Annotated in this window: 19 protein-coding genes; 6 read left to right on the forward strand and 13 right to left on the reverse strand. The window is 63.3% G+C overall.

Annotation, left to right across the window (positions count from 1 at the left end):
- Window positions 1-36 precede the first annotated feature (36 nt).
- The 4 genes from ACRCYW_RS01865 to ACRCYW_RS01880 all read left to right on the forward strand — a co-directional run bounded on the left by ACRCYW_RS01865 (window position 37) and on the right by ACRCYW_RS01880 (window position 3,773).
- Window positions 37-405, forward strand: a complete 369-nt coding sequence (locus tag ACRCYW_RS01865) for a cupin domain-containing protein (protein ID WP_438548477.1) — start codon at window positions 37-39, stop codon at window positions 403-405.
- 194 nt (window positions 406-599) lie between these two features.
- Entirely contained in the window at window positions 600-2,264 is a 1,665-nt protein-coding gene (gene asnB, locus ACRCYW_RS01870; protein WP_438548478.1) for an asparagine synthase B, read from the forward strand.
- 184 nt (window positions 2,265-2,448) lie between these two features.
- Window positions 2,449-2,949 (forward strand): thioredoxin family protein, encoded by a 501-nt coding sequence (locus tag ACRCYW_RS01875; protein ID WP_438548479.1) that lies wholly within the window; start codon window positions 2,449-2,451, stop codon window positions 2,947-2,949.
- A 200-nt stretch (window positions 2,950-3,149) separates the two neighbouring features.
- On the forward strand, window positions 3,150-3,773 hold the full coding sequence (locus ACRCYW_RS01880) for a glutathione S-transferase family protein (protein ID WP_438548480.1): 624 nt from the start codon (window positions 3,150-3,152) through the stop codon (window positions 3,771-3,773).
- 78 nt (window positions 3,774-3,851) lie between these two features.
- Here the strand turns inward: ACRCYW_RS01880 and maiA are convergent, their stop codons facing one another.
- The 6 genes from maiA to ACRCYW_RS01910 form a co-directional block, all read right to left on the reverse strand.
- Entirely contained in the window at window positions 3,852-4,490 is a 639-nt protein-coding gene (gene maiA, locus ACRCYW_RS01885) for a maleylacetoacetate isomerase (protein WP_438548481.1), read from the reverse strand.
- Window positions 4,491-4,563: 73 nt separating this feature from the next.
- Window positions 4,564-5,562, reverse strand: a complete 999-nt coding sequence (locus tag ACRCYW_RS01890) for a fumarylacetoacetate hydrolase family protein (protein WP_438548482.1) — start codon at window positions 5,560-5,562, stop codon at window positions 4,564-4,566.
- Window positions 5,563-5,571: 9 nt separating this feature from the next.
- A complete protein-coding gene (locus tag ACRCYW_RS01895; protein WP_438548483.1) occupies window positions 5,572-6,726 on the reverse strand; it encodes a homogentisate 1,2-dioxygenase in 1,155 nt (384 codons plus the stop codon).
- A gap of 32 nt (window positions 6,727-6,758) precedes the next feature.
- Window positions 6,759-7,877 carry a 4-hydroxyphenylpyruvate dioxygenase gene (gene hppD / locus ACRCYW_RS01900; protein ID WP_438548484.1) on the reverse strand — a complete coding sequence of 373 codons (1,119 nt, stop codon included), beginning with the start codon at window positions 7,875-7,877 and terminating at the stop codon, window positions 6,759-6,761.
- A 265-nt stretch (window positions 7,878-8,142) separates the two neighbouring features.
- On the reverse strand, window positions 8,143-8,826 hold the full coding sequence (locus tag ACRCYW_RS01905; protein ID WP_438548485.1) for an HAD family hydrolase: 684 nt from the start codon (window positions 8,824-8,826) through the stop codon (window positions 8,143-8,145).
- Entirely contained in the window at window positions 8,823-9,467 is a 645-nt protein-coding gene (locus ACRCYW_RS01910; RefSeq protein ID WP_438548486.1) for a TIGR01621 family pseudouridine synthase, read from the reverse strand. Before ACRCYW_RS01910 ends, ACRCYW_RS01905 begins: the two co-directional genes overlap by 4 nt.
- A gap of 89 nt (window positions 9,468-9,556) precedes the next feature.
- Between ACRCYW_RS01910 and ACRCYW_RS01915 the strand changes: the two genes are divergently transcribed.
- Window positions 9,557-11,137, forward strand: coding sequence for an ABC transporter substrate-binding protein (locus ACRCYW_RS01915; protein WP_438548487.1), 1,581 nt, complete (start codon window positions 9,557-9,559; stop codon window positions 11,135-11,137).
- Between the two features lie 61 nt (window positions 11,138-11,198).
- Here ACRCYW_RS01915 and ACRCYW_RS01920 read toward each other — a convergent pair whose 3' ends face one another.
- The 3 genes from ACRCYW_RS01920 to ACRCYW_RS01930 form a co-directional block, all read right to left on the reverse strand.
- Window positions 11,199-12,752, reverse strand: a complete 1,554-nt coding sequence (locus ACRCYW_RS01920; RefSeq protein WP_438548488.1) for a methyl-accepting chemotaxis protein — start codon at window positions 12,750-12,752, stop codon at window positions 11,199-11,201.
- 125 nt (window positions 12,753-12,877) lie between these two features.
- Complete coding sequence (locus ACRCYW_RS01925; protein ID WP_438548489.1) at window positions 12,878-14,554, reverse strand: fatty acid--CoA ligase; 1,677 nt, start codon at window positions 14,552-14,554, stop codon at window positions 12,878-12,880.
- A gap of 88 nt (window positions 14,555-14,642) precedes the next feature.
- Window positions 14,643-15,242: an RBBP9/YdeN family alpha/beta hydrolase gene (locus ACRCYW_RS01930; RefSeq protein ID WP_438548490.1), complete on the reverse strand. Its 600-nt coding sequence runs from the start codon at window positions 15,240-15,242 to the stop codon at window positions 14,643-14,645.
- Between the two features lie 276 nt (window positions 15,243-15,518).
- On the opposite strand from ACRCYW_RS01930, the gene ACRCYW_RS01935 reads away from it, so the two are divergent.
- Window positions 15,519-16,571: an AraC family transcriptional regulator gene (locus ACRCYW_RS01935; RefSeq protein ID WP_438548491.1), complete on the forward strand. Its 1,053-nt coding sequence runs from the start codon at window positions 15,519-15,521 to the stop codon at window positions 16,569-16,571.
- Window positions 16,572-16,642: 71 nt separating this feature from the next.
- Here the strand turns inward: ACRCYW_RS01935 and ACRCYW_RS01940 are convergent, their stop codons facing one another.
- The 4 genes from ACRCYW_RS01940 to ACRCYW_RS01955 all read right to left on the reverse strand — a co-directional run bounded on the left by ACRCYW_RS01940 (window position 16,643) and on the right by ACRCYW_RS01955 (window position 23,778).
- Window positions 16,643-19,204, reverse strand: a complete 2,562-nt coding sequence (locus tag ACRCYW_RS01940) for an efflux RND transporter permease subunit (RefSeq protein WP_438548492.1) — start codon at window positions 19,202-19,204, stop codon at window positions 16,643-16,645.
- Window positions 19,205-19,295: 91 nt separating this feature from the next.
- Complete coding sequence (locus ACRCYW_RS01945; RefSeq protein WP_438548493.1) at window positions 19,296-20,372, reverse strand: WD40/YVTN/BNR-like repeat-containing protein; 1,077 nt, start codon at window positions 20,370-20,372, stop codon at window positions 19,296-19,298.
- A 96-nt stretch (window positions 20,373-20,468) separates the two neighbouring features.
- Window positions 20,469-21,827: a DUF1329 domain-containing protein gene (locus tag ACRCYW_RS01950; RefSeq protein ID WP_438548494.1), complete on the reverse strand. Its 1,359-nt coding sequence runs from the start codon at window positions 21,825-21,827 to the stop codon at window positions 20,469-20,471.
- A 28-nt stretch (window positions 21,828-21,855) separates the two neighbouring features.
- Window positions 21,856-23,778, reverse strand: coding sequence for a DUF1302 domain-containing protein (locus ACRCYW_RS01955; protein WP_438548495.1), 1,923 nt, complete (start codon window positions 23,776-23,778; stop codon window positions 21,856-21,858).
- Between the last annotated feature and the right edge of the window lie 357 nt (window positions 23,779-24,135).

The following is a 24,135-nucleotide window of genomic DNA, read 5'->3' on the forward strand; positions in this document are numbered from 1 at the left end:
GGGAGCAGGACGCTCCCCTCATTGCAAGGAAGCCCCATGAAGAGCCTCAGCGACTGGATCCTGCTGGACGATCACTTCGTCTCCCCCACCCCGCTCACCCCACCGGCGGATCGCATCAAGTCCGGCAACCCGAGCCAGACCCTGTGGAACCACTACTCGGATCCGAGCCAGCAGTTCCACGTGGGCTTCTGGTCCTGCGAACCCGGCCGCTGGGCCGTGCGCTACACCGAGCACGAGTATTGCCAGCTGCTCGAAGGGGAAGCGCTGATCCACGACGGCCAGGGGGGCAAGCTGCACCTCACCCCGGGTAGCCAGTTCGTCATACCGGCGGGTTTCGTCGGCGAGTGGGAGACTCTCGTCGCCTGCCGCAAGCTCTATGTGATCTTCGAACCCGCGGCGACTTGACGCGCCCGTCAATTCATTCCCTTCTCCCGACCCCCTTTCCATGCCGCCAGCTTGACGCTGGCGGCATGATTTTGTGCGGTTTTCCCGCTTGCAAAAGGGTTTTCCGCTAGGCATTGTGATTGACGAGGAATGTAAATGGAATTTCGAGCCCAAACGTGGGGGGCTCATATAAAAATCAATGAGGATTACCGCCAATGTGTTCTATTTTCGGCATTCTGGACATCAAGTCCGACGCAGCCTCCCTGCGCAAATCGGCCCTGGAGATGTCCAAGCGACTGCGTCACCGCGGGCCTGACTGGTCCGGCGTCTACAGCTCCGACAAGGCCATACTGGTGCATGAGCGCCTGGCCATCGTCGATCCGGGCAACGGCGCCCAGCCCCTCTACAACCCCGAGCGTACCCACGTGCTGGCCGTCAACGGCGAGATCTACAACCACAAGGAGCTGGAGAAGGGCCTCAAGGTCGACTTCCAGTTCCAGACCCACTCCGACTGCGAGGTGCTGTTGGCCCTCTACAAGGAGAAGGGCCCCGCCTTCCTGGATGATCTCAACGGTATCTTCGCCTTTATCCTCTATGACGCCGAGCAGGACGCCTACCTCATCGGTCGCGATCACATGGGGATCATCCCCCTCTACACCGGCCGCGACGAGCACGGCAACTTCTATGTGGCCTCAGAAATGAAGGCCCTGGTACCCGTGTGCAAGAGCGTCGAGACCTTCCCGCCGGGACACTACCTGTGGAGCAAGGATGGCGAGCTTAAACAGTGGTACAAACGTGACTGGATGGAATATCAGGCGGTGGAGCAGAACGTCAGTGACAAGGCAGAGCTGAAGGCCGCGCTGGAAGCGGCTGTCAAGCGCCAGCTGATGTGCGACGTGCCCTACGGCGTGCTGCTCTCCGGCGGCCTGGACTCCTCCGTCATCTCCGCCATCACCAAGCTCTATGCGGCGCGCCGCATCGAGGACGACGGCAAGAGCGAGGCCTGGTGGCCCCAGTTGCACTCTTTTGCCGTGGGTCTGGAAGGCTCGCCGGATCTCGCCGCCGCCCGCAAGGTGGCCGATCACCTCGGCACCATACACCATCAGATCCACTTCACCGTGCAGGAGGGTCTGGATGCCCTGCGGGACGTCATCTATCACCTCGAGACCTATGACGTCACCACCATCCGTGCTTCCACCCCCATGTACCTGATGGCCCGCTACATCAAGGCGATGGGCATCAAGATGGTGCTCTCCGGCGAAGGCTCGGACGAGCTGTTCGGCGGCTACCTCTACTTCCACAAGGCGCCGAACGCCAAAGAGTTCCACGAGGAGAACGTACGCAAGCTCGCCTCCCTGCATCTGTATGACTGCCTGCGGGCCAACAAATCCATGGCCGCCTGGGGCGTGGAGGGCCGCGTGCCCTTCCTCGACAAGGAGTTCATGGACGTGGCCATGCGCCTGCAGCCCGCCGACAAAATGTGTGGCAAGGGCAAGATCGAGAAGCACATACTGCGGGAAGCCTTCGAGGATCTGCTGCCACACGAGGTGGCCTGGCGTCAGAAGGAGCAGTTCTCCGACGGCGTGGGTTACTCTTGGATTGACAGCCTCAAGGCCATGGTCGAAGAGGAAGTGACGGATCAGATGTTCGAGGCGGCGGCATTCCGCTTCCCCGTCAACACCCCGCTCACCAAGGAGGCCTACTTCTACCGCGCCATCTTCGACGAGCACTTCCCGCTGGAAGCCGCCGCCCGCACCGTGCCCTACGGCAAGTCGGTCGCCTGCTCTACCCCGACCGCGCTGGAATGGGATGCCAAGTTCAAGGAGATGGCAGACCCGTCCGGCCGCGCCGTGATGGACGTCCACCAGCAGGGTTACTAAGCCCCTCCTCCCCCATCGAGATCACCAGGCCCCTCCCACGAGGGGCTTTTTCATGCGTGTCTTCGTGGCTTAACAATGCCGCTTTTCGCATATTTCATGCCCCTATTGTCCTTGGCGGCGGGGTTCGTTCGTGTCACATTGTTGCTGCTTGGAAGCCAAACAATAACGACACAAGGAAGATCTCATGAAACGACTGTTACTGCCCCTGATGCTGGGCGCCACCCTGTTCAATGGCGCGGCTCAGGCCGCCGACCACCTCTGGGCCAAGGGGCTGCCCGACTACAGCCAGGGCTATGACGAGCAGCGGGATCCGGCGAAAGACCTAGCAGCCGCCAGCGCCAGGGCCGAGCGGGAGGGCAAGAAGGTATTGCTGCTGGTGGGGGGCGAGTGGTGCAGCTGGTGCCAGGAGATGAACCACTTTCTGGACAGGGAGCCCAAGCTTGCCAGCCAATTCAACCAGACCTTCGTGGTGGTCAAGGTGAATGTCAGCAAGGAGAACAAGAATCAAGCCTTCTTGAAATCCTATCCAGAGTATCTGGGGGTGCCCCACTTCTACGTGCTGGATGACAAGGGCAAGCTGCTGGAGTCCTTCAACACCGGGCTGCTGGAGAAGGGGAAGAGTTACGACGAGGAGAAGTTCGGCAAGTTTATCGCCTTCTTCCAGCCCAAGACGGCCCGCGGCTAAACAATCCATTCATCAACCAGGGCCCCGCACGTTCGGCTGAAAGTACGGGGCCCTGATTGCGTAGTAGTCATTGAGCCTGGAGCTAAACGTGCTACCGCGGCTTCTGGCCGCAGTTAGCAATCCGTCAGCCATGACCATTGCTTTATCCCCTTGCCCGATGGGATGCTTCCTCGATGGATCCCATCGGACAAGGACGAAAGATGTTACGGATATTGGGCAAGGCCTCGTCGATCAATGTGCGCAAGGTGCTCTGGATCTGCGCCGAGCTGAACCTGCCTTTCGAGCTGGAGGAGTGGGGAACAGGATTTAGATCGACCCATACCCCCGAATTCCTGGCGCTGAACCCGAACGCCATGGTGCCGGTCATTCAGGATGCTGACTTCACCCTGTGGGAGTCGAACACCATCATCCGCTACCTGGCCGCGCACTACGGCGACGAAGCCCTCTACCCCACCGAGGCCCGGGCGAGGGCCAGGGTCGATCAGTGGATCGACTGGCAAGCGTCTGACTTGAACAGCGCCTGGCGTTACCCCTTCCTGTCCCTGGTCAGGCGTTCGCCCTTGCATCAGGACAGCCAGACGCTCGACGCAGGTTGTGCGGATTGGTCCAGACACATGCAGATCCTGGACAGCCAGCTTCAATCCACGGGCTCTTATGTGGTGGGGAGTCGCTTCTCGCTCGCCGACATCCCCATCGGGCTTTCCGTCAACCGCTGGCTGGAGACCCCTTTCGATCGACCATCACTGCCGGCGGTGGAGGAGTACTACAGGCGATTGGGTGAGCGGCCCGGATTCAAGCTGTATGGCTGTAATGGAACGCCGTAGGGCGTGGGGAGTGAGGTCGGTCGCGCGGGGCATTGCAGGTTGGGCTGGCATGAACCTGCCCAACCTCTCTATCGGATATCAGGCCTGCGCATCCGGCTGGCTGGCTGGGGCCGCCTGAATAAAGGCTTGCAACTGTTCACAGTTCGCGACGATGCGCTCTATGGTGGGGTAGTCGCTCAGGGTCATGTTGAAGCGGCGGGCATTGTAGACCTGGGGCACCAGCATGCAGTCCGCCAGGGTCACCTCGTTGCCGACGCTGTAGACCCCGGCCGTGGTCATCAGCAACTGCTCGAGGGCGGTGAAGGTCTCGTCGATCCAGTGGCAGTACCACTTGTCGCGGTGCGCCTTGCCCTGCCCCAGCTCCTGCTCCAGGTAGTTGAGCACCCGCAAGTTGTTCAGGGGGTGGATATCGCAGGCGATCATGTTGACGATTTGGCGCACCCTGGCCCTGTCCTCGGCGGCGGAGGGCATCAGCGGGTAGGCGGGATAGGTCTCGTCGAGGTATTCCATGATGGCGACGGACTGGCCTATCTGCACCTCGCCGTCGATAAGAAAGGGCACCAGCCCCTGGGGATTGACGCGGCGATAGGCCTTCTCTCTCTGCTCACCCTGTCTCAGATTGACCGGGTGCTGCTCATAACTGAGTCCCTTCAGTTGCAACACCAGACGCACGCGAAAACTGGCCGATGAACGCCAATATCCAAACAACTGCAGCATATTCTGTCCCTGTGATGGCAGGTGCCCAGCACCTGCCTTGTCGCCTGCCGACCTTGTGATCGGCCCAGGCCTCCTAGCTCGTCTGGCCGGCATCCCCTTGCGTGACACGCTGCAAAATGGAACCAAACAGACTCATCCCGTTGCGATCCTGCATCGCGATGGACACTGTATCACCAAAGCGCAGGAAGGGTGTAGTGGCCTGACCCGACTCGATAATTTCCAGCATCCGCAGCTCGGCGAGGCAAGAGGAACCCGCGCTTCTGTCGTAGTTGGAGACGGTGCCCGAGCCGATGATGCAGCCAGCCCCGAGGGGCCGGGTTTTGGCGGCGTGGGCAATCAGCTCGAAGAAGTTGAAGGTCATGTCGAGCCCAGCATCCGGGGCGCCGAACAGGGCGCCGTTCAGATGGGTCAGGAGCGGCAGGTGCACCTTGCCCTCGCGCCAATCCTGACCGAGCTCGTCCGGGGTGATGGCCACCGGCGAGAAGCTGCTGGAGGGTTTGGACTGGAAGAAGCCAAAACCCTTGGCGAGTTCGCCGGGGATGAGGTTGCGCAGGCTCACATCGTTGACCAGCATCAGCAGCTTGACGTGAGTTGCCGCCCCCTCCTTGCTCACCCCCATGGGCACGTCGTCTGTGATGACGGCAATTTCCGATTCGAAATCGATGCCCCACTCCTCCGACCCCATGACAATGGGGCCGCGCGGTGCCAGGAAGCTGTCCGATCCCCCCTGATACATCAGGGGATCGTGCCAGAAGCTGTCCGGCATCTCGGCGCCGCGGGCCCTGCGCACCAGCTCCACGTGGTTGACGTAGGCGCTGCCATCGGCCCACTGGTAGGCACGGGGCAGCGGGGAGAGGCAATCGGCCTCATCAAACGGGAAGGCATCGGCGAGGGCGCCATCGTTGAGGGCGTGGTAGATGGCGGCCAGCCGGGGAGCCGTGTCTGCCCACTCGTCCAGGGCCGTTTGCAGGGTCGGGGCTATGCCCGCCACCAAGACAGCGCGGGAGAGATCCCGGCTCACCACCACCAGGGCGCCGTCGCGCTTGCCGTTATTCAATGTTGCGAGTTTCATGACAGATCCTTATTTACCGCTTTGGGCGAGTTCGGGGCGCAGCCAGCTGTTGACGTAACGGGGGTTCTCTACCCCCTCACACAGGCTGCCAACGTTCAGGGCATCCCGGGTATCCAGCATCACGGCCACCTCGTCGGTGAACTGCTTGGCGTGGGCACGCCCCGCCGCAAACGCCTTGGGATGGGGGCCGTGAGTGAAGCCGGCGGGGTGGAAGGTGACCATGCCCTTCTCTATGTTGTCCCGGCTGAAGAAGTCGCCGGCGTGGTAGAAGAGCACCTCGTCGAAGTCGTCGTTGCTGTGGTAGAAGGGCACCCGCAGGGCGCCGGGATCGCTCTCGATGGGGCGCGGCACGAAGGTGCAGACCACGAAGCGGCTCGCCACGAAGGTGGAGTGGGCCGAGGGGGGCAAGTGATAGCGATGGCTCATCAGCGGGCGAATGTCGCGCCAGTTGAGGCGCACCACGCAGAGATCCCCGTGCCAGCCCTGGGCATCCAGCGGGTTGAACGGCCAGGTGACGACCGAGACCTGATTGTGGCGCTTGATCTGCAGGGACCAGGGGTTTTCGTCCTGCTGGGCGAGGAAGGCGTCGTCGATGGCGGGCACGTCCAGGGCCGCGGGATCGAAGATGGCATGATTGCCGACCAAACCCTTGTCCGGCAGCTGATAACTGTCGTCAGTGGCCTCTATCATCAGGATAAACAGCGGTTCACTCGGCTCGATACGCCACATGGTGCCGCGGGGGATCACCACATAGTCCCCGTCCCGCACGCTCAGATGGCCGTAGTCGCAGTAAAACTCCCCGCGCCCCTCGTGGATAAACAGCAGCTCGTCGCCGTCGGCGTTGCGCACTAGGAAGGGCATGGTCTCGCTCAGGCGCCACACCCGGTAACGGCAGTGGGCGTTGTGCAAGATGTCCGGCATCACCCAGGGGGAGAGGGAGCTTATCTCCTCCTGCAGGCCGTTGAGATCGAAGGCCCTGGGGCGCAGCGGCCCCTCCCAATTGACCCAATCGGTGGGGGCATGCTTGTGGTGCATGTGGGTGGCCGGGCCGAAGAAGCCGGATCGCCCGAGCTCGCGCTCGTAGATGGCCTGCTCCGGCAAGTCGGCGTGAGCCTGGCGGGAGTGGGTTCCCTCCCGGTGGGGAAAGCTAATCCAGTTACGCATGGCAACCTCCTGTCCGCGGAAAAATGTGATGATCACGCATCGTGCAGCTCCCCGTTCTTCTCGCCGTGGAGCACGCCCCGGCGGATCTGATCCAGCTCGATGGATTCGAACAGTGCCTGGAAGTTCCCCTCCCCGAACCCCTCGTTGCCCTTACGCTGGATGATCTCGAAGAAGACGGGGCCGATGACGGTATCGGTGAAGATCTGCAGCAGTATGCCGTCCTTGGTCGGCGAGCCGTCGATGAGGATGCGCAGCTCGCTCAGGGCAGCCAGATCCTCCTGATGGCCGGCGACCCGGCTGTCCACCTTCTCGTAGTAGGTGTCCGGGGTCGGCATAAAGCCGGTGCCACGGCCGCGCAAGGTGCGGATGGTGTGGTAGATGTCGCTCGACGCCATGGCGATGTGCTGGATCCCCTCCCCCTTATATTGGCGCAGGTACTCCTCGATCTGGGACTTGTCGTCGGCGGACTCGTTGATGGGGATGCGGATCTTGCCGCAGGGGGCCGTCATGGCGCGGGAATGCAGGCCGGTCAGCTTGCCCTCGATGTCGAAGTAGCGGATCTCGCGGAAGTTGCCGATCCGCTCGTAGAAGTTGGACCAGACGTCCATGTTGCCACGCTGCACGTTGTGGGTCAGGTGATCGATCTCATAGAGGCCGGCATCCCGCTCGGCCATGCGCGCCTGCCAGTCGGGGTAGAAGACGAAGTCCACGTCATAGATGGAGCCCTTGTCACCGTAGCGGTCAACAAACGACAACGTGCTCTCGCCGATGCCGTAGATGGCGGGGATGTTGAGCTCCATGGGCCCTATCTTGCCGACAAAGGGCTTGGCCCCCTTGGCGATGGCGTACTGCTGGGCACGGCCCGCATCGCTCACCCGAAACGCCATGCCGCAGACGCTCGGCCCGTGCAGGCTGGCGAACTGCTCCGCCTGGGAGTGGGGCTCGGCGTTGACCACGAAGTTGATCTCCCCCTGACGGTAGAGCCAGCACTGCTTGTGTTTGTGCTGGGCCACCTCGGCAAACCCCAGTGAGACGAACAACGCCTTGAGGGCGGCGATGCCCTTGGCATCCGGGGCCGTGTATTCCACGAACTCGAAGCCGTCGGTGCCGAGGGGGTTGATGGTATGGGTGGGGGAGGAAGAGGTGGTCATGATGCGCTCCTTGCGGCGGCCCCGTGGCCGCTTGCCGACGATGGATGAAACCCGATTGAGGGACCTGAGGTCAGGACGTCAGAGTTCCTCAAACACGATTTGTTAATGCCTTGTTTCATTAGAGGCAGGGGCGCGGCAGAAGAGAAGAGGCGGGGTGAAGATAGTTTTTTGGGCGAACGCCGGCAGAAATGTAAACAAGTTGTGACATTGCGAGTGCAGCCTTGTGGATCCCCTATCAGAGACCCACAGGGCTGTCAGCTTTGCCTTACAGGGACCAGGATTTGGGCTCTATTTGAGGCACTATTGCCCGCGCAGCTTGCAACCGAGCCGGGGTCGGATTGATGAGCCAGGCCTGCTCTCCCAACGCCAGCAGCGGCAGATCGTGCAGGCTGTCGCTCAGGGCGAGAGACGGCTCGAGCGCCAGGATTTCGGGCAGGATCTTGTGGCGGCCGTGGCAGTAAAAATAGGGCACCAGGCCGCCCAGGCGATAGTGCATGCGGGATCCCAGGATGCGGTGGGGCAAGTAACCGGGCAACTGCCGATGGAGCTGGCCACGCACCAGGGCGCGGGGACTCGCGGAGATCACCCAGCAGCGATCCCGCTCAGTCATCAGCAGGGTCCGCGCCTCTGTGTAGAGGCCGGGCCGGGTGCGGCAATATTCGCGCACCAGCTTGCGCCAGCCGAGGGGAGAGAGCCCGAGGGTGATGGCCCACCAAATGAGGGAGATGCCCCAGCGCCGCTGGTGTGGCAGCCATCGGCTCGGCAGCAGATAGACGAGCCCGCCGAGGCCGATGACCGGCAACAGCAGCACCGGCCAGAGGCGGCGGCGCAGGATGTGGCGTAGCAGACCCGCGTGGCTGTCATCCGGCGCCAGGGTGTCGTCAAAGTCCGCCAGGATCCAGCCCTCTCGCGGCCATTCAGACGGCGGCACCCCGGATGAGGCGCTCATTCCGCCAGCCCGGCGAGAGTGGCGTGCAGCTCTGGCAGCATAAACAGCTGCCCCTCATCCGGCGGACAGAGGAAATCGAATGCCTCCTCCCCCAGGGAGAACGAAAGACGCCAGGCGTGCAGATAGCCGCGATCCGCTGCGGTGCCGCCGTAGCGCTCATCCCCGAGGATAGGGGCGCCTATGCTCTTCATGGCGACCCGGATCTGGTGGGTCTTGCCGGTCTGGGGTTTGATGCGATAGAGCCGCAGCCCCTCGCGCACCGGCGCCGAGTCGAACCAGCTGATGGCAGGGTTCTCCTGGCTGCGGGCCAGCATCCAGCTGCCACCGCGCCCCTTCTGCATGTCTCCCTTGACCCAGCCCTGCTTCTTCTTCGGCTTTCTGTCCGACAGCGCCAGGTACTGCTTGCTCACCCGCCGTTCGGCGAAGGCCATGCTCAGTGCGCGGTTCGCCTCCGGGGTGCGGGCCAGCAGCAGCAGCCCCGAGGTCATCTTGTCGAGCCGATGGACGGGATAGAGCGCCAACCCAGTATCCGCACGGACCCGGCTGACGAGGCCGGGCTCCCCGGCCTCGTCATGCATGCCAATGCCTGGCCCCTTGTTCACTACCATGAAATCTTTCTGCTGCGACAGTATCCGGTACATTCAGAACCCTTTAGAATCAATGCATCAATAAAACAAAAACCGGCCCGCAGGCCACACCCCATAGACCTTCAGCACAAGAAATCGCACGGATGACGAGATACTTGTTTTGGCTGCTACTGCTCCTTGCCGGCCATGTTTCTCCTTTACGGGCCAACGATCAGGCCGACAAGCCCCCCGATCGGGTGGTGCTGCAACTGCGCTGGCTCCATCAGCCCCAGTTTGTGGGTTATCACATGGCCAAGGCCAAGGGCTACTACGCCGAAGCCGGCCTGGATGTGGAGATAAAGCCAGGGGGCAAGGGTATCAGCCCGGTGCAGGAGGTGCTGGCCGGGCGCGCCGACTTCGGGGTGGGTAATACCGAGGTGCTCACCGGCTACGCCCAGGGAGAACCCCTGCTGGCCCTCGCCTGCGTCTACCAACACTCCCCTTCCGTGTTCCTCGCCCGTCGTGACAGCGGCATTCTCACCGTTGCGGACATGCGGGGCAAACGGATCATGATGTTTCCCGGTCATCAGGACGCCGAGCTGATGGCCACCCTCTACTATCAGGGGTTGCACGAGCGGGAACTCATCCCCGTGCCCACCTCGGTCAATATCGACGATCTCATCACCGGCCAGATAGACATCTTCAACGCCTATCTCAGCAACGAGCCCTTCTATCTGGAGGAGCGCGGCATCGCGGTCTCCGTCATCAACCCGCGCAACTACGGTATCGACTTTTACAGCGACATCCTGTTCACGACCCAGGCTCAGGAGCGGGCCAACCCGGAGCGGGTGGAGCGTTTTCGGGCCGCGAGCCTCAAGGGGTGGCGCTACGCCCTCTCCCACCCCGAGGAGGCCATCGCCCTGCTGCGCCAGGAATACGGCGTCCATCGCAGTCAGTCCCACATGGAATTCGAGCTGCAGATGAGCAAGGAGATGATACAGCCGCTCTATGTGGAGATCGGGTATATGAATCCGGATCGCTTCACCCACATCATGGGCCAGCTCGCGGAGATAGGTCTGATCCCGCGACCATTGCCCCTGGACGGCTTCCTCTATCAGGTTCCCTCCCAGCAGTGGGCCTTCTGGCGGCCCTGGTTCTTGCTGAGCCTGGGGGTCGGCGTCACCATATTGCTGCTGGCCATCTACCTCTTCGTCAGCAACAAACGGCTCAACCGGGAGGTGGCCCTGCGCAAGTTGCGAGAGCAGGAGATACTGCAGCTCGCCCGGCGCGATCCCCTCACCGGCCTGCCCAATCGCCTCTGTCTGATGGAGCAGCTGGAGCGGCAGATCCTGCACCCGACCCCGGGCTGCCTGCTGTTTTGCGATCTTGACAACTTCAAGCAGGTCAACGACAGCTATGGCCACAGCTACGGGGATGCCCTGCTCTGCCAGCTGACGGAGCGGATCTCCCACCACCTGATGCACATCCCCTTCTTCGCGAGGCTGGCAGGGGACGAGTTCATCCTCCTGCTGCCGGACCATGATCCGGTCCAGGCCGAGAGGGTGGCCGAGGGGATACGACAGGTGATCCTCACCCCCTTCGATGTCTATGGCCAGTCCCTCTCCATCGGGATCAGCGTCGGGGTCAGCGCCTATGAGTGCGACTGGAGCGCGGAAGAGTGGCTGATCAATGCCGATCAGGCCATGTATGACGACAAGGGAGGGATACGGCGACAAGGGACCTGAACAGGCCCTCTCAACGCAGCGAGGCCACCCCGGGGTGGCCTCGCTGCTTGCTGACCAGGGCTCAACCGAAGGTTTGCCCCAGCGATTTGAGCTGACGCGCCTTGGTGAGCAGGATATCGCTCGAGGCGTCCATGTCCTGCATCTTGCTACTGTTGGTGTGGGAGTGCTGGGAGATGACGTTGACGTTCTGGCTGATGTCCTCGACCACCGCCTGCTGCTGCTCCGCCGCCGCCGAGATCTGGGTCGACAGGTCCACCACCAGCTCTATCTCCGCCAACACCTGGTGCAGGCTCTGGGAGCCCTGTCGGGTCAGGGTCACGCAGGACTGGGTCTGCTCCAGATTCTGCTGCATCATCCCCTTCCAGCCATTCAGGGTACGCTGGATCTGGCCTATGCTGCCCTGGATCTGCTCGGTCGCCCTGTGGGTGCGGGTAGAGAGGGTACGCACCTCATCGGCCACCACCGCGAAGCCCCGCCCCTGCTCGCCTGCTCGCGCAGCCTCGATGGCTGCGTTCAGGGCCAGCAGATTGGTCTGATCCGCGATACCCTGGATCTCGCTCATCAGCACCCCGATGCGATCCGACTCCTCCGCCAGCGCCACCGCGGCCGTGAAGGCCTGCTCGGCCTGGGTGGCCAGCTCGGTGACCCTGTGCTGGGTATCCTCCAGCTGCTTGTCGGTATGCTGGCAATGCACCTTGGCCTGGGCTATCTGGTTGTCCGTCTCCTGGATGTTGCGGGCTATCTCGTGGGCGGTGGCAGCCATCTCTGTGATGGCGGTGGCCACCTGCTGGGTCTGGATGTCCTGTTCGGCGATGTCGGCGCTCGCCTCGCTGGAGGCCGTCTTCAGGTGCACCGCCAGATCCTGCAACGAGAGAGTGGCATCGTCCACCCGGCCGAGTACGGTCCGGATCCTGGCCTGCAACAGCTTGATGTGGAAGTCGGCGATGGCGCTGGGCTCATTGCCCGAGTAGATGAGCCGGGTCAGGCTGTCATACTCCTCGGCCAGCTGCTTGAGATAGCGGGGGGTGGTGAAAATCTCGTGGCGATAGAGGAGCCCGAGCCACAACAGCGGCAGCAACATGAAGAGGGGCTCATAGCCCCCCATCAGATAGGCCCCCGCCCCCAGCATCAGCAAGAGACCGACGAGGGCCAGCCCATGGCGTATCGCCCCCAGAGAGAGACCCGTCTTGCGCTCCCCCCGCTCCACCGCCTTCAGCCCCGCGTAGGTGCGCGCGGCGATGCGCTTCAGCTCGGGATCGGCCCGGTTGCGTACCGACTGATAACCGTTGATCCGCCCCTGCTCGAAGATGGGGGTGACATAGGCATCCACCCAGTAGTAGCGGCCGTCCTTGCAGCGGTTCTTCACCATGCCCCGCCAGGGCTTGCCCTGCTTCAGCTTGCCCCAGAGATCGGCGAAGGCCGCCTTAGGCATGTCCGGATGTCGCACCATGTTGTGGTGCTGGCCGACCATTTCCGCCTTGCTGTATCCCGCAACCCGGCAGAAATGGTCGTTGGCATAGGTGATCACCCCCTGCAGATCCGTGGTGGAGACCAGTTGTTCGTTGGCGGGGAAATCCACTTCTTCGTCGACAAGATGAACTTGATTTTTACCCATGGCGCACGCCTCTTATTTAATTACTCAATTAGCGTAGTCAAGCCCATGACGCCGAACAATGAGCCCCCTCAGACAATCACGATGATTGAGGGGACTCATGGCAGCTTTATGATGGAGCACTCAATTCAGGCCGTTCCCTCGTCGTGCAGCTGCTCACGAATGAGCCTCTTGTTCACCTTGCCGACGCTGGTCTTGGGGATCTCCCTGACCATGCAGATCTGCTGCGGAATGGCCCACTTGTTGATGCGACCCCGTTCGACAAAGCCCAGCAGGTGCGCCTTGATGACCTCGGGCTCCAGGAAGCTCCCCTCCTTGCCCACCACCAGCGCCAGGGGGCGCTCCCCCCACTGCTCATCCGGGACTCCCACCACGGCCACCGCATGCACATCGGGATGGGCGCTGATGAGGTTCTCCAGCGCGAGCGAGCTTATCCACTCCCCCCCCGTCTTGATCACATCCTTGATGCGGTCCTTGATCTCCACCGTCCCCCCCGGAGTGATGGAGGCCATGTCCCCGGTGTGCAGCCAGCCCCCCTCCCAGAGCTCGGCCCCCTTGGCCGGCTCCTTCAGGTAGCCCTGGGTCAGCCAGGGGGCTCGCACCACTATCTCCCCCATGCTCTGGCCATCGTGCACCACCTCCCGGCCCTGCTCGTCGACGATGCGCAGATCCACCAGGGGGATGGGGGTGCCGGTGCGGATCCGCAACCCGATCTGCTCCTCCATGGGCAGGGCCAGCTCCTCTTGCGTCAGATGCACCACACACAGCAGCGGACAGGTCTCCGACATGCCGTAACCGGCCTGGATCCGGATCCCCTGCCGATGGGCCTGGGTGGCGAGCCCGAGGGGTAGTGCGCTGCCCCCCAACAACATCTTCCAGCCCTGCAGCGAGCTGTGCTTCGCTTCCTCGCAATCGAGGATCATCTGCAAGATGGTGGGCACGCAGTGGGAGAAGGTCACCCCCTCGTCCCGGTAGAGGCGCACCAGCTTGTTCGGCTCGTAGCGGCCCGGGTAGACCTGCTTCACCCCCAGCATGGTGGCCGCATAGGGGAAGCCCCAGGCGTGGACGTGGAACATGGGGGTGATGGGCATGTAGACGTCGTCCGAGCCGAGGGGGGACTGGCCCGCATGGGCCGCCAGGGTCAGCTCGTTCAATGTGTGCAGCACCAGCTGGCGGTGGCTGAAGTAGACCCCCTTGGGATCCCCCGTGGTGCCCGTGGTGTAGAAGAGGGTCGCCACCGAGTTCTCATCGAAATCGGGGAAGTCGTAGTGGCAATCTGCCCCGGCCAGCAGGGCCTCGTACTCCCCGATCAGGGGCAGACTGCTTGGGGGCAGCTCCCCATCGGTCAGCCGGATGTAGCCGCGCACCGTGGGCAGCGACCCCTGGATGTCGGCCAGCATGGGCAGGAAGTCGTCGTGCACCAACACCAGGTGATCCTCGGCATGGCCCATGGTGTAGGCGATCTGCGCCGGCGAGAGGCGCACGTTGACCGTGTGCAGCACGGCCCCAATCATGGGCACCGCGAAGAAGCACTCGAGGGAGCGGTGGCTGTCCCAGTCCAGCAGGGCCACCGTATCGCCGGGCCCCACCCCCGATGCCGTCAGCAGGTTGGCCAGCCGGTTGATGCGCGCCTTGAGGGTACGGTAGTCGTAGCGCAGCCGGTCGGCATAGACTATCTCCCGCTCGGGATAGTAGCGCCCCCCCGACAGCAGCAGGCTCTTGATCAGCAGCGGGTAGGCATGGGCCCCCTGCGCCGGCGGTATGATCCGGGTCTTCACCATCTTCACTACTCCTTGTGGATCCATGCTCACCGCCAGGTGGACGCTCGTTGCGCTCCTGGCGGATGCTTGCTCATCCTGAAAGACGAGGGGCAAATACCCCCCGCCCGCTTGTTCATTGCCAACCGTCGAGCCGGCGTACCAGCTCGATGGCCTGGGGCCAAGGGCCGAAGCCACTCGCCGGGTTGAGGTGCCCCACGGCACCGAGATCCATGAGCTCGCTCCCCCAGTCCGCCGCCAGGGCACGCACCGCCGCCGGGCTCGCCAGGGGATCGTTCTGGCTCATGGCCACCAGGCTGGGAAACGGCAACGGCTGGCGTGGCAGAGGATGCCAGCCACCGGCCTCCATGGCTTGCGGGCTGGGGTACTGAGCGGGCCAGCTGGCCTCCAGATCCGGCGGCGTCACCAGCAGGGCACCCTGGATGTTATGTGCCTGTGCCTCCCCCCTCTTCTGCACAGCAAATTGCGCCGCCCAGTGCGCCACCATCAGCACACCCGCGCTGTGAGCCACCAGGATCACCGGCCCCGCTATGGAGGAGAGTGCCCCTGTGATGGCCTCGACCCTGGCCCGGCAGCTGAGCCTCTCCTTCGTCAGGGGCGGTACAGTGACCACCTTCTCCAGGTGAGCGGCAAGCAGGGTCTGCCAGTGATCGGCCACGTGATCCCTCAGGCCCGGCACGATCAACACGGTGGCGCGGGTTCGTAGTCTATGCATCTCAATCCTCTGTTCCGACGGCCCGACGATGACGGGTAACCTGGGAGCCACAGTAAGGTGCGCGCCGCCCCCTTGCTTTACCTTGGGTGTCATGGACTTGTCTTTTTATGACAGCAGCGGGGTCTGGCAGCAGAAACGACAGGCAAAGGGGGAACAGCTGAAACCTACGACCATTGACGGCTAACAAAGCAGTTAATAGCACTTCCCACCATGTAAATGAAATGATAAAAAACAGTTAACATTCGGCAGATGAGCTGTCGCCACGGGAATCGCATCATGACCCTTCTTGCCAGAGCCGCTACCCTCACCAACTACCTCGACGTCGCCCGCCAGCTGGGTCTCAATACCCCACAGCTGTTGTCACAGGCCGGCCTCAGCGCCTCCATCCTGGACGTCCCGAACCAGCGGATCCCGGTCGCTACCATCATCAAGCTGCTCGAGCTCTCCGCCCGCACCGGTGACTGCCAGAGCCTGGGGCTGCGCATGGCGGAGCATCGCCAGCTGTCGGACTTTGGCGAGGTGAGCCTGCTGCTGAGCTACCAACCCAACCTGCGGGAGGGGCTGCAGGTGATGGTGCAGTACATCCACCTGTTCAACAACGCCCTGGCCATCTTCATCGAGGAGGCGGGCAAGACGGTGATCATCCGCGAGGAGATCATCACGGATACCCCCATGCCCTCGCGCCAGGCCACCGAGCTCGCGGTCGGCGTCATGTATCGCTTCTGCGCCGCCCAGGTCGGCCTTGGGGCGAACTGGCACCCCATTAGCGTCAACTTCACCCACGACGCGCCGGCGGATCTCGCCATCCACAAGCGGCTGTTCGGCTGCAAGCTGGAGTTTGGCAGCGAGTTCAACGGCATCGTCTGCCAGTCCGCGGATCTGGATATTCCCAACCCCCTGGCGAACCAGGCTATGGCCCGCCACGCGCGCCAGTATCTGGACACCCTGCTGGTAGAGACCCAGCACTCCCTGCTGACCGACGTGCGCAAGGCCATCTACCTGCTGCTGCCCATGGGCCGCGCCACCATAGAGCAGATCGCCCGCACTCTCGGCATGAACGTGCGCACACTGCAGCGCCATCTGGAGGAGAGCGGCGCCACCTTCAGCGAACTCATCAACGACGTGCGCCGCGACCTGGTGATGCGTTACCTGCAAAACTCCACCTACTCCCTCGGCCACATCGCCGACATGCTGGGCTACTCCATGCCAAGCTCCTTCACCCGCTGGTTCAACGCCCAGTTCGGTATGCCGCCGGCCACCTGGCGTTCGCGCAACAAGGTGCAACCCAGGCCTGTGCAGGGCGCCCAGATCAGCCTGGCCTACGGCTGAACCGGCACCATTCGTCAGACGAGAAGAGGGAGGCATAGCGCCTCCCTCTTCTTTTTCTCTTGTTGATCCAATCAGGCCCCCTGGCGCAGATCCCGGCCCCCCGCCTGACCTTCCTCCATAACCTGGATCCCCTCGCGCAGGCTGACCGGACGCAGGTCCGGCTCATGTCGCCCCTCCCCCTGCCCGTTCGGCTGGGCGGCCGGGGCTGCCTTGGGATGACGAAGCAGGAAGTAGGAGAGCGCCGGCACCCCGATCAGGGCCCCCAGCATGTTCCACAGGAACATGAAGGTGAGCAGTATGCCCATATCCGCCTGGAACTTGATCGGCGACCAGGCCCAGCCCACCACACCGGCGGCCAGGGTGATCCCCACCAACCCCACCACCCGGCCGGTGAAGGCCACGGCGTTGCGGTAGGACTCCACCAGGGAGAGGCCCTGGCGCTGGTAATGCAGCTGCACGCTCAGCAGGTAGAGCGCATAGTCCACGCCGATGCCGACCCCGAGCGCAATCACCGGCAGGGTCGCCACCTTGACGCCTATCCCCATGAATACCATCAGCGCCTCGCACAGCACAGAGGTGAGCATCAGGGGCACTAGGGCCACCACGGTCGCCCGCCAGCTGCGGAAGGTGATGAGGCAGAACACTGTCACCGCCAGGTAGACATAGAGCAGCATGGTGCGGCTCGCGGCGTGCACCACCTCATTGGTGGCGGCCTCGATGCCGGCGCTGCCCGCGGCGAGCAGGAACTGGCGATCCGCCGTGCTGTTCTCCCGGGCAAACTGGTCGGCGATGGCCACCACGCCGCTCAGGGTCTCGGCCTTGTGATCTTTCAGGTAGGCGATCACCGGCATCAGGGAGCAGTCGGTGTTGAACAGCTCCGGGCTGTTGACCGAGGCCTGCTGGGCGGCGTAGTTCAGCACGTTCTGGTTGCGCTGTATGCTGGCGAGCTTGGGGTTGCCCTCATAGGTGCCGGCGGTGATCTGGCGCACCGCGTTCACCAGCGAGGTGGTGGCCTGCACCCCGGGATGTTGCTGCAACTCCCAGCCCAGGCGATCCGCCAGGATCAGGGTCTGGTAGTTCAGGCACCCTTCCGGCGCCGTCTTGACCATGACCGCGAACAGGTCGCTCGAGAGTACGTAGTGGCTGGTGATGTAGCCGTTGTCCTTGTTGTAGCGCGAGTCGGCGCGCAGCTCGGGGGCCCCGCTGTCCAGATCGCCGACTTTCAGGTTCAGGCTCACCAGGTAACCGCCGATCCCCATGGCCAGCCCCAGTACCACCACGACGGCGGCCCACTTGCGCTCGGTGCAGCGGTCCAGCAGATCCCAGAGCCGGCCAAACCCCTTGTGGGCGGCGGCGTTGTTCTCCATTCGCAAGGCCCGCTCGGCGGCCTTGCACCCCACCCCCACATAGGAGAGGGCCACCGGCATCAGCAAGAGGGAGGTGAAGATGAGCACGGCCACGCCGATACTGGCGGTGATGGCGAGATCCTGGATGACGGGGATGTCGATCAGCATCAGCACGGCGAAGCCCACCGCATCGGCAAGCAGCGCCGTGACCCCGGCCAGGAACAGGCGACGGAAGGTGTAGCGGGCGGCTACCTGGCGATGGGTACCGCGGGCGATGTCCTGCATGATGCCATTCATCTTCTGGGCCGCGTGCGAGACCCCGATGGCGAAGATGAGGAAGGGTACCAGCACGGAGTAGGGATCGATGGCGTAGCCGAGCCAGGCGACGAGGCCGAGCTGCCACACCACGGCGATCAGCGAACAGCCCACCACCAGCAGGGTGCTGCGCACGCAGCGGGTGTAGAGGAAGATGATGGCGAGCGAGGTCGCCACCGCCAGGGCGAAGAACATGATCACCTGGATTAGGCCGTCGATGAGATCCCCCATCAGCTTGGCGAAGCCGATGACCCGGATCTTGTACTTGCCCGTCCCCTCCTCTCCCGCCTGATGAGGCTTGCCATCGAACTCAATCTGGTCGCGCAACTTCTCGATGCGCTGGGAGAACTCGTGATAGTTGAGGGGCTGACCCGTGGCTGATGCCTTGTCCAAGAGCGGCACTATCAGCATGCTGGACTTGAAGTCGCTCGCTACCAGGCTGCCGACGATGCCGGCCCGGTTGATGTTCTGGCGCAGCTGCTCGATATCCGCAGGCTTGCCCTGATAGGCGTCCGGCATCACGGGGCCGCCCTGGAAGCCCTCCTCGGTCACCTCGGTCCAGCGCACCGCCGGACTCCAGAGGGACTTCATCCAGGCCCGGTCGACCCCTTCGGTGAGGAACAGCTCGTCGTTGACCCGCTTGAGCACGCCAAGGTAGTCGGGATCGAAGATGTCCCCTTGGGTGTTCTCCACCACCACCCGCACCGAGTTGCCGAGGCCGCGCAGGGACTGGCGGTTTTCCAGGAAGTTTTTGATGTAGGGCTGGCTCTGGGGGATCATCTTCTCGAAGCTGGGCCTGAGCTCCAACCTCGTCGTCGCCATATAGCCCAGCACCAGGGTCGCCAGCGTCATCAGCAGCATGAACAGGGGTCTGTGGTTGAACACCAGCCGCTCCAGCAGGTTGCCGGAGCGCCGATCGAAATCCGCCAGATCGCGGATCACCGGCATCGCATCTTGCTTCACATGGCTCATATCTGGGTACTCTCTCGTTATTGTTATCCGGCCACCCTTGGGCAGCCGTCCATCATTTGACGGCTCTATTTGACGGCTCTATTTGACGGCCCTATTTGACAGTCAGAGTGCGCACGCCGCGGCTGCCCACCAGCGCCAGGGCGCCATCTTGCGTCAGGGCGGCCCCCGCCACGGGTGAAGGCTCGGTCTGGGGAACCAGCTGCAGCGGCTGATTACCGTCGACCCGCAGCAGATGGCCCGCCTGGGTGAACAAACGTACCCGACCACCCCCATCTTGCACCGCCGCGCTGATGCTGATGGGCAGCGGACTCGCGAGCCTGGTCCAGCTCGCCCCCTCATCCGTGCTGCGATAGACGTGACCGCGCAGGCCATAGACGATCACCTGATTGTCCTGGCCGATGAGACCGAAGAAACTGCCCTCGTAGGGGGACGGCAGAGCCAGGAAGCGCCGCTGCCCCTCATCCCACTTGCGCAGCAAGCCCTGCTCGCCAGCGAGATAGAGGCCGCTGCCCGCCCGGGCGATGGCATTGAGATGCAGCCCTTGCGGGTTGTCGGTGCGATCCTGCATCGGCGTCCAGTGCCGGCCACCGTCGTCGGTGCGCAGGATCAGGTTGAACACCCCGACCACGTAGCCGACCCTGTCATCCTGGAACCAGACGCCGAGCAGCGGCTTGTCGGCCCCCTCCTCCACCAGCCGTTGCCCTTCTTCCACCAGCTGAGGCCAGAGCTCGCTCTGGGGTTCGGCCTTGGCGAGCGCCGAGTAATGATTGAGCACCAGCTCGCCTATCTGGCGGCCATCCAGCTGTTTCTGCCAGCTGGTACCGCCGTCCAGGCTGTGCAGCACCACCCCATCCCCCCCCACGGCCCAGCCTTGCAGCCGGGTGGGGAAGACGACGGCGGTGAGATCGACGCTCACCGGCACGCGAGCCTGCTGCCAGTGCTGCCCCTCGTCGTCGGAGTAGAGGATGTGACCTCTCTGCCCCACCGCCACCAGCCGATTGCCAGCCCTGGCCAGACTCAGCAATGGGCTGTGCTCGGCCAGGGGGCTGGCTTTCGCCGGCAAGTCCAGCACGTCCACATAGTCGGCCGCCTGCCCCGCGATCGCTTCGGCGCTCTGCATCAGCAGGGCGCAGCACATGAGTGGCGCCAACGTCTTGAATGAACCCATACCACGTCCTTGTCTTGAGCTGCGTCCAGGCACATGAGCCCAGGCGCCAACATCGGGGAGCCCGGCTCGCGAGGCGAACCGGGCTCCCGTTACGGCTTAGCGGATCCCGGCGCCAGCCAGGGACTCCGGCGACCACTTCGCCTTGGAGAGCGAATCGCCGTACTTGATGCCGCCATGGGGCCCCACCACACCGTTGATGTTGTAGGTCCCCGCTACCAGGTCATAGATCATGAAGGGGGTGGCGTCCGGGGTCTGCTTGTCGTAGCTCTGGCTCAGGAAGGCGAAGGAGCCGCGATAGAGCTGACCACGGGCGTCGTACTGATCCGAGGCCAGGGCCACCCAGCTGTCTTCATCCAGGTAGAAGCGACGCTTGGCGTAGATGTGGCGCTCACCGGCCTTGAGGGTTCCCTCCACCACCCAGACCCTGTGCTTCTCCCAGCGCACCTGATCCGGCGAGAGGAAGTTCGGGGTGGTCAGGGCCTTGGCGTCAGTCTGATAGGTGAGCTTGTAGGTGTTGTAGGGGACTATCATCTCCTGCTTGCCCACCAGCTTCCAATCGAAGCGGTCCAGCGCCCCGTTGAAGACGAATACGTCGTCATAGGTGCCGGCCCCGGAGGTGCCCGGGTTCGGGGTATCGTAGGCCAGGTTCGGTGCCAGCTTGACCCGGCGCTGCCCCGGCAGGTATTGCCAGGCCTTGCGCGGCTGCTCAAGGGGGTTGGCGGCATCGCGCAGCATGATGGCCTCACCGGCCCGGCGAGCCGGGCCCGTGTAGTAGAGCTTCATCTGGTAGTAGGTGTCCTTGGCCGAGATGGGCTTCTTCATGTCCTCGTAGATGGCGTAGTTGATGAACGCCTGCCCCGTGGTGGAGAGGGCCGCCACCCCGGCGGAGTCCACGTTCCAGGAGTCATATTTGGTGGCGATGTTCACCCCCTGATAACGCAGCAGGAAGTTCCACATGGCCTCGGCCCCCGTCTTGGGGATGGGGAAGGGAATGCCCGGCAGCACCTTGTCCACCGCCATCCCCCCTTCCAGGGTCTTGGCGTTCAGGGCGTTCTGCCTGGTGTTGTCCAGCACCGCCTGGGGCAGCGCCACGCTGCGGTGGGTCGGGTAGACATCGACGCGAAAGTCAGGGAAGCGCTTGAGCAGCTCCGCCGTGGTGGCGGTCAACAGCCCCTTGTACTGCCCCTCGTTCTTGCCGTTGATCACCAGCAGGGGTTTGTCGCCGGCGTAAGGATCCGGGCGCATGCTGTCACCGGCCTTGAACCCGGCGGGGGGCGTGGTCAGGCCGCCGCTGTAGGCGGGGATGCTGCCATCGGCGTTGGCCGCAGCCTCGGCGCCTATCTGAGTCAGATTGCTGCCAAGCTGCTGGGCTTCGCTGGTCGAGACGGCTGCCAGGGCCTGGCCCGCGAGGGCCAGGGTGAGGGAGGCGGCCAACAGGGTCTTGTTCAGGTTCATATCTCGTTCTCCGATGCGGTCGCGTGACTCAATAAGTGGTCTTGAGGGTCAGATAGACGGCGCCCCTGTCTTCCGTGGTGGCACCGCCTCCCGAGAAGGAGGAGTAACCGCCGGCGTAACAGGTGTTGCGCTGGGTGGCATCCAGGGCGTTGGGGGTGGATCCATCCTTGGCGCCGTCGTTGCACTCGGCGGATTTGCCAAAGGAGTCCACGTATTTCAGGTCGACGAAGTACTGGTTGTAAATGGTGGCGCCGAGGCCGACCGCGTAGTTGCCGGTGTCTTCCGCCCCGCCGCCCTGCACGGGGGAGATCCCGTTCAGGCCGAGGTTGACGGAGAGCGGCATGCTCATGTCCACCCCGGGGAAGACCTGATACCAGATCGGGGTGAAGTTGAGGGCCAGGCCCCAGTTATCCCGAGTCGACTTGTCGAGCCCCTGATAGCTGTCCTCCCCCTTGTAGAGCGCCTTGTTGTGCTCATCGAGGTGCAAGAGGTTGCTGTAGTAGAGCTCCGAGAGCAGCACGGCGGAGTCGAACAGCGGGGTGTCGGCTATGGTCATCAGGCCGTTGATGGTCCAGTGCAGGGTGTCGCCGGTGGCACTGTAGCCATCGCTGCCATCCACCAGGGTTCCCGTGTTGGCATTGCGCGGTGGCAAGGCACCGAAACCACTGGCCAGACTGTCAGCACCGGCGGCGCTCAGCAGCGCCGGGATGCTGGAGAGCGGCATATTATGGCGATAGTTCAAATCGCTGCCCACGCTCACCCCGGCCACATCTTTGGACAGGCTAAGGCCAAAAATGTCGATGTTTTCACCGTAAGCGAAGCCGTAGCTCGCCGTATCCACTGAGTTGCGCAGGGTCGGTATGCCTCTGAGCCCCTGTCCGCCTGTGTTCAGACCCCTGGCATCCAGCACCGCCTGGGGCAGGATGTCGGCGGTGCGGCGATAGTAGGCCCCCAGGGTGGCGTCCAGCGCCTCGGGGGACCACTTGGTCATGATGCCCCAGTCACCATGCTTGCCGGGCTCTATGTCCTCGCCGCGGCGGATGTTGCTCAGGGTACCGTTCGGCCCGGCCAGGCCGGGACCGCCGGTGTGGCCCAGCAGGAAGGACTGGGCGCCGAAGCCCACCAGATCGGAGCCACCGTAATAGGTGCCGGCTTCCGGCAATCGGGCGGCGTTCCAGTCCAGGAAATACTGGGCGGCGAAGGTCCATTCAGGGTTCAGGGTGAAGGAGGCGGAGATCTGGTTGCGGGGCACAAACAGCTCTTTCGCCTCCGTGCCGGGGGATGCCGCCAGCTTGGCGAGATCCAGGCCGGACTGGCCGTAGCTGACCGAGTGCACCGGGCTCAGCAGTGTCTCCCCCCAGAAGATGTTGTGCTGACCTATCTTGACCCCGAGCAGGGACTCGTCACCGATCTCCATGTTGTGGAACACGAAGGCGTCGAGGATCTCGCCGGAGGGGCCGTGGTAGTAGCGGTCGGCGTAGTCGCTCAGGTGCGCATTGCCAAACATGGCGGGCGCCGCGGGTCTGCCCGCCCAGCCGGCGATGCCGGAGCGCTCGTCGTTGCCATTGATGAAGGGATTCTCATCGGCGCCCACGCCGCTGTAGGCGTAGTCATACCAGCTGGCGGCGCTGATGCGAAAACCGGTATTGCCCTTGTTCACCACGTCGAGCTCGGTCAGCAGATCGAAGCGGGTGGTGACGGTGTCGCCGGCGTCCTTGAAGTTGTAATCCCCATCGTTGTTGTTCGGGGTGGCGAGCATGCGGGAGTCCGCACTCTCGGTGCGCATGCCGTAGTTGAATTTGCCGGTGTTGTCGAAGCGCACGGACCACTCTTCGCTGCCCGTGTCGATCTCCACCGCCTGAACGCCTGGCATGAGGACGGCCGCGATGGCCGTCGCCAGCAGGCTGACGCGCAATGCGCCAGCGCCATGACTCGTGTGCTTGTAATCCATTACAGTCTCTCCGAGTGTCATCTTTTGTTATTTGTTGTTGGTCTTGCTCTGTTTAATCGCCGTTTCCGTTGGCTTGATGGTGTTGCTTGGCTTCTTGCCTGGCGGTTGTGCCAGGGTCGGCGCTTCCCTTGGGGACGAGGGGGCGCTCTGTTTGCCTCCTCCCTTGCGGGTTCCTCCCCCGGGTGCGCTCTGTGTTGTTGCTACCGACTCTACGGCCAGCCCGGCCCCCCTGCTTGCCATTGAACGTCAGCCACTTTTCATTTGGTGACAGGCATTAGCCGCGCCGAAAAACGGAGGTGAAAGGGGTGCCGGACGGCTTCCGCGCAGGGGATAAGAGAGGCTCAGCCAGGGACCATG

It is taken from the genome of Aeromonas sp., from assembly GCF_051657805.1.
Classification (GTDB): Bacteria; Pseudomonadota; Gammaproteobacteria; order Enterobacterales; family Aeromonadaceae; genus Aeromonas.

Excerpts from the sequence above, each read along its gene's own strand:
- ACRCYW_RS01865 (WP_438548477.1), top strand. The coding sequence starts at position 37 with ATGAAGAGCCTCAGCGACTGGATCCTGCTGGACGATCACTTCGTCTCC.
- asnB (WP_438548478.1), top strand. The coding sequence starts at position 600 with ATGTGTTCTATTTTCGGCATTCTGGACATCAAGTCCGACGCAGCCTCC.
- ACRCYW_RS01875 (WP_438548479.1), top strand. The coding sequence starts at position 2,449 with ATGAAACGACTGTTACTGCCCCTGATGCTGGGCGCCACCCTGTTCAAT.
- ACRCYW_RS01880 (WP_438548480.1), top strand. The coding sequence starts at position 3,150 with ATGTTACGGATATTGGGCAAGGCCTCGTCGATCAATGTGCGCAAGGTG.
- maiA (WP_438548481.1), bottom strand. The coding sequence starts at position 4,490 with ATGCTGCAGTTGTTTGGATATTGGCGTTCATCGGCCAGTTTTCGCGTG.
- ACRCYW_RS01890 (WP_438548482.1), bottom strand. The coding sequence starts at position 5,562 with ATGAAACTCGCAACATTGAATAACGGCAAGCGCGACGGCGCCCTGGTG.
- ACRCYW_RS01895 (WP_438548483.1), bottom strand. The coding sequence starts at position 6,726 with ATGCGTAACTGGATTAGCTTTCCCCACCGGGAGGGAACCCACTCCCGC.
- hppD (WP_438548484.1), bottom strand. The coding sequence starts at position 7,877 with ATGACCACCTCTTCCTCCCCCACCCATACCATCAACCCCCTCGGCACC.
- ACRCYW_RS01905 (WP_438548485.1), bottom strand. The coding sequence starts at position 8,826 with ATGAGCGCCTCATCCGGGGTGCCGCCGTCTGAATGGCCGCGAGAGGGC.
- ACRCYW_RS01910 (WP_438548486.1), bottom strand. The coding sequence starts at position 9,467 with ATGTACCGGATACTGTCGCAGCAGAAAGATTTCATGGTAGTGAACAAG.
- ACRCYW_RS01915 (WP_438548487.1), top strand. The coding sequence starts at position 9,557 with ATGACGAGATACTTGTTTTGGCTGCTACTGCTCCTTGCCGGCCATGTT.
- ACRCYW_RS01920 (WP_438548488.1), bottom strand. The coding sequence starts at position 12,752 with ATGGGTAAAAATCAAGTTCATCTTGTCGACGAAGAAGTGGATTTCCCC.
- ACRCYW_RS01925 (WP_438548489.1), bottom strand. The coding sequence starts at position 14,554 with ATGGATCCACAAGGAGTAGTGAAGATGGTGAAGACCCGGATCATACCG.
- ACRCYW_RS01930 (WP_438548490.1), bottom strand. The coding sequence starts at position 15,242 with ATGCATAGACTACGAACCCGCGCCACCGTGTTGATCGTGCCGGGCCTG.
- ACRCYW_RS01935 (WP_438548491.1), top strand. The coding sequence starts at position 15,519 with ATGACCCTTCTTGCCAGAGCCGCTACCCTCACCAACTACCTCGACGTC.
- ACRCYW_RS01940 (WP_438548492.1), bottom strand. The coding sequence starts at position 19,204 with ATGAGCCATGTGAAGCAAGATGCGATGCCGGTGATCCGCGATCTGGCG.
- ACRCYW_RS01945 (WP_438548493.1), bottom strand. The coding sequence starts at position 20,372 with ATGGGTTCATTCAAGACGTTGGCGCCACTCATGTGCTGCGCCCTGCTG.
- ACRCYW_RS01950 (WP_438548494.1), bottom strand. The coding sequence starts at position 21,827 with ATGAACCTGAACAAGACCCTGTTGGCCGCCTCCCTCACCCTGGCCCTC.
- ACRCYW_RS01955 (WP_438548495.1), bottom strand. The coding sequence starts at position 23,778 with ATGGATTACAAGCACACGAGTCATGGCGCTGGCGCATTGCGCGTCAGC.